Source organism: Dactylosporangium salmoneum (assembly GCF_039532525.1).
Taxonomy (GTDB): domain Bacteria; phylum Actinomycetota; class Actinomycetes; order Mycobacteriales; family Micromonosporaceae; genus Dactylosporangium; species Dactylosporangium salmoneum.
The window spans coordinates 275892-282687 of record NZ_BAAARV010000005.1; the positions used below are offsets into that span (position 1 = coordinate 275892).

At 70.9% G+C, this 6796-nt stretch carries 6 protein-coding genes and 2 pseudogenes; 6 read left to right on the forward strand and 2 right to left on the reverse strand.

Going from position 1 to position 6796, the window contains the following annotated elements; translation table 11 throughout:
* The first annotated feature begins 98 nt into the window (after positions 1 to 98).
* Complete coding sequence (locus ABD352_RS04055; protein ID WP_344610814.1) at positions 99 to 473, forward strand: ATP-binding protein; 375 nt, start codon at positions 99 to 101, stop codon at positions 471 to 473.
* A 20-nt stretch (positions 474 to 493) separates the two neighbouring features.
* Here the strand turns inward: ABD352_RS04055 and ABD352_RS04060 are convergent, their stop codons facing one another.
* Positions 494 to 835, reverse strand: coding sequence for an STAS domain-containing protein (locus tag ABD352_RS04060; RefSeq protein ID WP_344610815.1), 342 nt, complete (start codon positions 833 to 835; stop codon positions 494 to 496).
* Here ABD352_RS04060 and ABD352_RS57495 point away from each other — a divergent pair.
* A pseudogene (locus ABD352_RS57495) lies at positions 822 to 1085 on the forward strand (SpoIIE family protein phosphatase); the annotation flags it as partial. The gene ABD352_RS04060 and the pseudogene ABD352_RS57495 overlap by 14 nt on opposite strands.
* A gap of 34 nt (positions 1086 to 1119) precedes the next feature.
* A pseudogene (locus ABD352_RS57500) lies at positions 1120 to 1272 on the forward strand (SpoIIE family protein phosphatase); the annotation flags it as partial.
* Here ABD352_RS57500 and ABD352_RS04065 read toward each other — a convergent pair.
* Positions 1265 to 1951, reverse strand: a complete 687-nt coding sequence (locus ABD352_RS04065; protein WP_344610816.1) for an HAD family hydrolase — start codon at positions 1949 to 1951, stop codon at positions 1265 to 1267. The pseudogene ABD352_RS57500 and the gene ABD352_RS04065 overlap by 8 nt on opposite strands.
* Before the next feature lie 40 nt (positions 1952 to 1991).
* Here ABD352_RS04065 and ABD352_RS04070 point away from each other — a divergent pair, with 40 nt between their 5' ends.
* From ABD352_RS04070 to ABD352_RS04080, 3 genes are all read left to right on the forward strand, one after another.
* On the forward strand, positions 1992 to 2189 hold the full coding sequence (locus ABD352_RS04070) for a hypothetical protein (RefSeq protein ID WP_344610817.1): 198 nt from the start codon (positions 1992 to 1994) through the stop codon (positions 2187 to 2189).
* 72 nt (positions 2190 to 2261) lie between these two features.
* A complete protein-coding gene (locus ABD352_RS04075; protein WP_344610818.1) occupies positions 2262 to 3245 on the forward strand; it encodes a mechanosensitive ion channel family protein in 984 nt (327 codons plus the stop codon).
* A gap of 357 nt (positions 3246 to 3602) precedes the next feature.
* Positions 3603 to 6773 carry a S8 family serine peptidase gene (locus tag ABD352_RS04080; RefSeq protein ID WP_344610819.1) on the forward strand — a complete coding sequence of 1057 codons (3171 nt, stop codon included), beginning with the start codon at positions 3603 to 3605 and terminating at the stop codon, positions 6771 to 6773.
* Positions 6774 to 6796: the final 23 nt, after the last annotated feature.

The window sequence follows — 6796 nt, forward strand, 5'->3', positions numbered from 1 at the left end:
CCCCCGGGCAACGGAAATAATTGGCCTCCCGTGTGCCCACCAGAGTGGTTGCGCAAACACGACTGTTTTTTGGAGTCAGGGCAGGGCACCATGAATACGTGCAGGGGGAGGACTCGATCGAGGTCGACGTGGCGGCAGGCGAAGCCCGTCAGGCCCGGCGAGTGATCGCCCAGGCGCTCGAGGCCTGGGGTCTGTCCCACCTGACCCGCGGCGCGGTCATGATCGGCCACGAACTGGTGGCCAACGCGCTGCGCCACGGCGTGCCGCCGGCGGCCCTGCGGCTCACGCGCCACGGCGACATGGTCGTCGTGGAGGTCGGCGACGCCGGCGAGCAGATGCCTCGCATCGCCGAGATCGACAACCAGACCAGCACGTCCGGCCGGGGCATGCAGATCGTCAGCAAGCTCGCCCGGGCCTGGGGCGTCCGCCCGCACCAGGGCGGCAAGATCGTCTGGGCCGAGATAGCCCTCTAGCCGGGGCTGCCCGGCCACGGTCAGTTGCTGACGGGCTCGCTCGTGATCGGCAGGATCTGGTCCAGCCCGGTGATCTCCAGCGTCATGCGCACGTCATCGTTGGGGTTGGCCACCGCCAGGCTCGCGCCCGTGTTCTTGGCCCGCCGCCAGCACCCGACCAGCGTGCCCAGGCCGCTCGAATCGATGAACGAGAGGCTCGTGAGGTCGATCACGACCTCGGTCGCCCCGGTCTCCAGCTGCCCCACCACCGCCGTCAACAGGCTCGGCGCGGAGTCCAGGTCGAGCTCGCCCGTCAGCACCACGTGCGCCCGGCTGTCCTGGCGGCGCGCCTCCAGTTCCCAGACAGCCTTGTCGTCTATCACCGGCGGTTGCCCTCCTGACTCCCCTGGTCAACAGTGTGGGGTACCCAATCGGTGGAGTTCAAACGCTCAGCGCGGTTGCCCTCGATCGGCTCGAGGCCGGGCGGCAGGTATCGACGAGTGGTCGTTCGTCCTCGGCGACGTCTCCGGCAAGGGCGTGGAGGCCGCCGTCGTCACCGGCCAGGCCCGGCACACCGTGCGCGGCGCCTCGGCGGTGAACCGCTCCCCGGCCGCGGTGCTGTGCGCGCTCAACACGATGCTGTCGGGCACCACCCTCCGGCCGCTACGTCACCGCGATCTACGGCCGGGTCACGCCGTCCGCCGGTGGCCCGGCCGTCTCCCTCGCCTCGGCCGGCCACCCGCCGCCGCTGCTGGTGCGCCCGGACGGGGAGGTCCGCCTAGCCGGCCCGGCCATCACCGGAAGCGGGCAAGTCAGATGAGCGCCATCCGAAACGCCGTGGTCAGGGCCTCGTCCAGGTTGTCCAGCAGATCCTGCGGGTCCCCGTAGGCCCCCGTCGCCCCGTGTTCGAGGAGCTCGGCCGCCCCCAGGCCGCCGCAGGTCACCCCGATGCACGGGATCGACAGCCGCCCGGCGGCCTCGATGTCCCACACCGAGTCGCCGACGAAGACGACCTCCTCCGCCGACAGCCCCGAGCGCTGCACCGCCACCTCCACGATGTCCGGCGCCGGCTTGCTCGCTCCGGCGTCGTCCGCGCTGGTCACCGCGGTCAGCGAGCCGTCGGAGTCGAGGCAGCGCAGCAGCGCGTCGAGCTCCGGCCGGGACGCCGAGGTGGCCAGCACCACGCGCAGGCCCCGGTCGGCGCAGGTGTCGAGCAGGCGGCGGGCGCCCGGCAGCGGCCGCAGCGCCGGCCAGTGCACGGCGAAGAGGCTCGCGTGCGCGGCCCGGACGGCGCGGTCGGCCTCGTCGTCGTGGCCGGGGCCGAGCAGCTCGTCGAGGATCCGGTCGGAGCCCAGGCCGATCGCGCGGTGGATGTGCGCCATCGGCACGTCGTGGCCGTGCTGGCGCAGCGCCTGCCACCAGGCGACGACGTGCAGGTAGACGCTGTCCACGAGGGTCCCGTCGACATCAAACAGCACACCGGCCACCGGTTTCGTCATGCGCGGGTGATACCCACCCGCGCGGGGGTATCACTGATTCATGACCCAGTCCGATCCAGCCGGACCCGATCGCGGCGCGGTCGGCGTCGCCGAGCCGTTCCCCGGCTTCGACATCGACGATCTCGGGGACTTCGCCTCCGAGCACTGCACCGTCACCCTCGCCGAGCAGCTGGAGGGCGGGCCGGAGCACGCGCGGGAGCCCGAGAGCCCACACGGCCTGGCCGGCATGGACGAGTAGAAACGGCGCATTCGAGTAGTTCGGCGCCGAAAGGGGCAATCCCCTGGGTATTCAACCTGGGAGGAGAACCCGATGGGTGCTGTCCGCGACGCGCTCGGCGACGTCGTCCGGTTCGTGCCGTCGTTCCTGCTGTTCCTGATCATTCTCGCGGTCGGCTGGCTGCTGGCCGTGCTCGTGCGCACCGCCGTGCACAAACTGCTCGGCCGGATCGGCTTCCACCGGCTGGCCGAGCGCGGCGGCGTCGGGCGGGCGCTGGCCCACGGTCAGTTCGACGCCGGCGACCTGGTCGCCAAGCTCGTCTACTACGCGATCCTGCTCTTCACGCTGCAGATCGCGTTCGGGGTGTGGGGGCCCAACCCGGTCTCCGACCTCATCGACCGGGTGGTCGCCTGGCTGCCCAAGGCCGTCGTCGCCCTCGTGATCGTGGTGGTCGCCGCCGCCATCGCCGCCGGGGTGCGCGACGTCGTCACAGGGGCGCTCGGCGGGCTCTCCTACGGCCGGCCGGTCGCCGCCCTCGGGTACTGGTTCGTCCTGGGCCTCGGCGTGGTCGCCGCGCTCAACCAGATCGGCATCGCCACGACGGTCACCACCCCGGTGCTCATCGCCGTGCTGGCCACCGTCGCCGGCATCCTCATCGTGGGCGTCGGCGGCGGGCTGGTCCGGCCGATGCAGCAGCGCTGGGAGGGCTGGCTGGGCCGGCTCGAGCAGGAGGCGCCCGAGGTCTCGGCCCGGGTGCGGGCGGCCGCCGAGGCGCGCCGCGAGGAGGCCGAGCGGCGCCGGGCCGAGGAGGCCGAACGGCGCCGGGCCGAGGAGGCGGCCCGCGCGGCCGAGGAGGCCCGGCGCGCCGAGGAGGCCCGCCTGGCGGAGGAGGCCCGCCTGGCCGCCGCGGCGGCACCGCCGACGCCGGGCCCCATCCCCGGCCCGATGGACTCCCCGACCATGATCATGCCGCAGGTCAACCAGCCGCAACCCACGCCGCCGGTCCCGCCGCCCGCCGGGGACGACACCGTGGTGATCAACCCGCCGCCGGATGAGGACGGCGAAGCCCGCCGTTAGCACAGGAGACAAATCACCCCCACGGCGACGTGGGGGTGATTTTACGCCAATTCGGACTCACCCTCGTCATTGCCCCGCGCCTCTTTCCCGCCCGCACAAAAGCTGGCATGTTGAGTCGGCGCGCATCGAGGCTCGTCAGCTAAATGCGCGCCCCGGCAATGTTCAGCGAGAGGGGGCACGATGGGCCGACGGAGATGGGTGAGCGCCGCAGTGGCGACCGCACTCGTTCCGCCAATGCTCGTGATCGCGTCGGCAGGTCCGAGCGCGGCAGCACCGATCCCGGCAGGCAATCTGTCATTGGTACAAGGCCTCACGGCGGCGAACCAGACCACGGCGGCGAAATCGGCGACCAGCCGGATGGCCAAAACCGACACATCCCTGCTCAACCGCTCCGACACCACCAAGGTGGCGATCGCGGTCAAGCTCGACTACGACTCCACCGCCACCTATTCCGGCGATATCGCCGGCTATGCGGCGACGAGTCCGTCCGTAACGGGGAAGGCGCTATCCGGAGGCGCCGACGAGAAACGCTACGAAAACCGCATTGCCGGAATTGAGGACAAATTCCTCGGGGAGCTCAAGAAGCAGGTCCCCGACGCGAAGGTCGGCCAGAAGCTGCGGACGGTCTACGGCGGCATCGCGATGACGGTGCCGGCCAACAAGGTCAACGCGATCCTGGCCATGGACCACGTCGTGGCGATCCAGGCCGACAGCCTCCGCGCCCCGCAGACCGACTCGACGCCGGCCTTCATCGGCGCCGACCAGGTCTACCCGAAGCTCGGGGGCGCGCCGAACGCCGGCAAGGGAGTCATCTTCGGCTCGCTGGACAGCGGCATCTGGCCCGAGCACCCGTCGTTCGCGGACAACGGCAACCTGGGCGCCCCGCCGGCCAAGGCCGACGGCACCCCGCGCGCCTGCGACTTCGGCGACAACCCGCTGACCCCGGCGAGCGACCCGTTCGTGTGCAACCACAAGGTCATCGGCGGCAAGGGCTTCCTGGACACGTACAACGCGCTGCAGGAGCCGGAGCTGTACGGGTACACCGCCCGTGACTCCGACGGTCACGGCACGCACACCGCGTCGACGGCGGCCGGCGACCCGGTTGCCTCGGCGAAGATCTTCAACATCGAGCGCGGGCCGATCAACGGCATCGCGCCCGGCGCGTGGGTCTCGGTGTACAAGGTCTGCGGGGCCACCGGCTGCTACGGCACCGACTCGGCCGCCGCGGTCGCCCAGGCGATCAAGGACGGCGTGAACGTCATCAACTTCTCGATCTCCGGTGGGGCGAGCCCGTACACCGACATCGTGGAGCTGGCGTTCTTCGACGCCTACAAGGCCGGCGTGTTCGTCGCCGCCTCGGCCGGCAACTCGGGCCCGACGGCCGGCACGTCCGACCACCTCTCGCCGTGGGTCACCACCGTCGCGGCGTCCACCCAGAAGCGCTCGTTCCAGTCGACGCTGACCCTGACGTCCTCGGACGGCGCGGCGGCCACGCTGACGGGCATCTCGATCACGGCCGGCGTCAGCACCGCGCTGCCCGTGGTCATGGCCTCGGCCCCGCCGTACAGCAACGGGGACTGCACGGCCCCGGCGCCGCCCGGGCTCTTCACCGGCAAGATCGTCGCGTGTCACCGCTCGCCGGGCCGGATCATCAAGGGCTTCAACGTCCGGCAGGGCGGCGCGGCCGGCATGATCCTGTTCAACGACCCGAAGGCCGACGCACTGAGCGACAACCACTGGTTGCCGGCGGTGCACCTGGCCGACGGGACGTCGTTCGAGGCGTTCATGGCCGCCCACCCCGGCGTGAAGGCCACCTTCACGCAGGGCGAGAAGGTCATGGGCACCGGTGACGTGATGACGAACTTCTCGTCGCGCGGGCCGGGCGGCAACTTCATCAAGCCCGACATCACCGCGCCCGGCGCCCAGATCCTCGCCGGGCAGACGCCCACCCCGGACGACCCGAGCCTCGGCCCGGCCGGCGAGTACTTCCAGGCCATCGCCGGCACGTCGATGTCCTCGCCGCACATCGCCGGCTCCGCGCTGCTGGAGAAGGCGCTGCACCCGGACTTCACGCCGGGCCAGATCAAGTCGGCGCTCATGACGACCGCGACCACCAAGGTCGTCAAGGACGACGGCGTCACCCCGGCCGACCCGTTCGACCTCGGCTCCGGCCGCGTCCAGGTCAACCTGGCCGCCAACCCGGGCCTCACGTTCGACGAGACGGCCGACCGGATGTTCGCCCTCGGCAACGACCCGGTCAACGCGGTGCAGATCAACCTGCCGTCGGTGAACGCGCCCGTCATGCCGGGCAAGCTCACCGCGGTGCGCACGGCGAAGAACGTCACGAACAAGGCGCAGGTGTACCGCGTCGAGACCACGTCGCCGGCCGGCTCCTCCATCACGGCGACCCCGGCGCTGTTCACCGTCCCGCCGGGCAAGACGCAGCAGCTCAGCATCACCATCAAGTCCAACGCCGCGCAGGGCCAGTACTTCGGCGAGGTCCGCCTCGTCCCGGTCACCAGCGGCGTGCCGACCCTGCACCTGCCGGTCGCGTTCGTGCCCAAGCAGGGCGACGTGAAGGTCACCCAGACCTGCACGCCGTCGGCCACCACGCTGCTGAGCAACAGCACGTGCACGGTCACCGCCACGAACGGGACGTTCAACGACACCACGGCCGACTTCACCACGACGACGGCGCTCAACCTGCCGGTCGTCTCGGCGAGCGGCGCCAAGGTGGTCAACCCGTTCCAGGTGCAGAAGAAGGGCGCGGCCCTGGCCGGGGCGGTTCCCGGCACGCCGTCGCTGACCAACGAGGGTCTCTTCGGCTACATCCCGCTCGACGCGTTCGGGATCACCCCGACCGCGATCGGCGACGAGAACCTCACCACCTTCAACGTGCCGAAGTTCCTGTACAACGGCATCTCCTACACCTCGCTGACCATTGACACCAACGGGTACCTGTACCCCGGAAGTGACAGCAGCAACGAGAACAACAACTGCTGCAGCATCACCCCGATCCCGAACCCGGCAAGGCCGAACAACGTCCTCGCCCCGTTCTGGACCGACCTCGACGGCACCGGGATGCCGGGCCTCTACGTGGCGACCCTGACCGACGGGGTGAGCTCGTGGATCGTCGTCGAGTGGCGGGTGAACGACTTCGGCACGACGCACGCCCGCAAGTTCCAGGTGTGGCTCGGCGTCAACGGCACGCAGGACATCACGTTCGCCTATGACGGCAGCGCGCTGTCCGGTCTGCCGGCCGGCCAGGACATGGTGGTCGGGGCCGAGAACATCAACGGCACCGGCGGCCAGGGCCTGCCCGTGAACACGCTGCCGACCGGCGACCTGCGCGTCGTCAGCACCGACCCGGTGCCCGGCGCGTCGACCTCGTACACGGTCACCGTGCTGGGCCTGATCCCGGGCTCCGGCGAGGTCAGCACCTCGGTCGTCACCCCGGCGGTGCCGGGCACGACGGTCGTGAAGAGCACGATCACCGTCTCGGGCCGGATCAACCGCACCGGCACCTGACGCACGAGTACGCCTGACGGCGG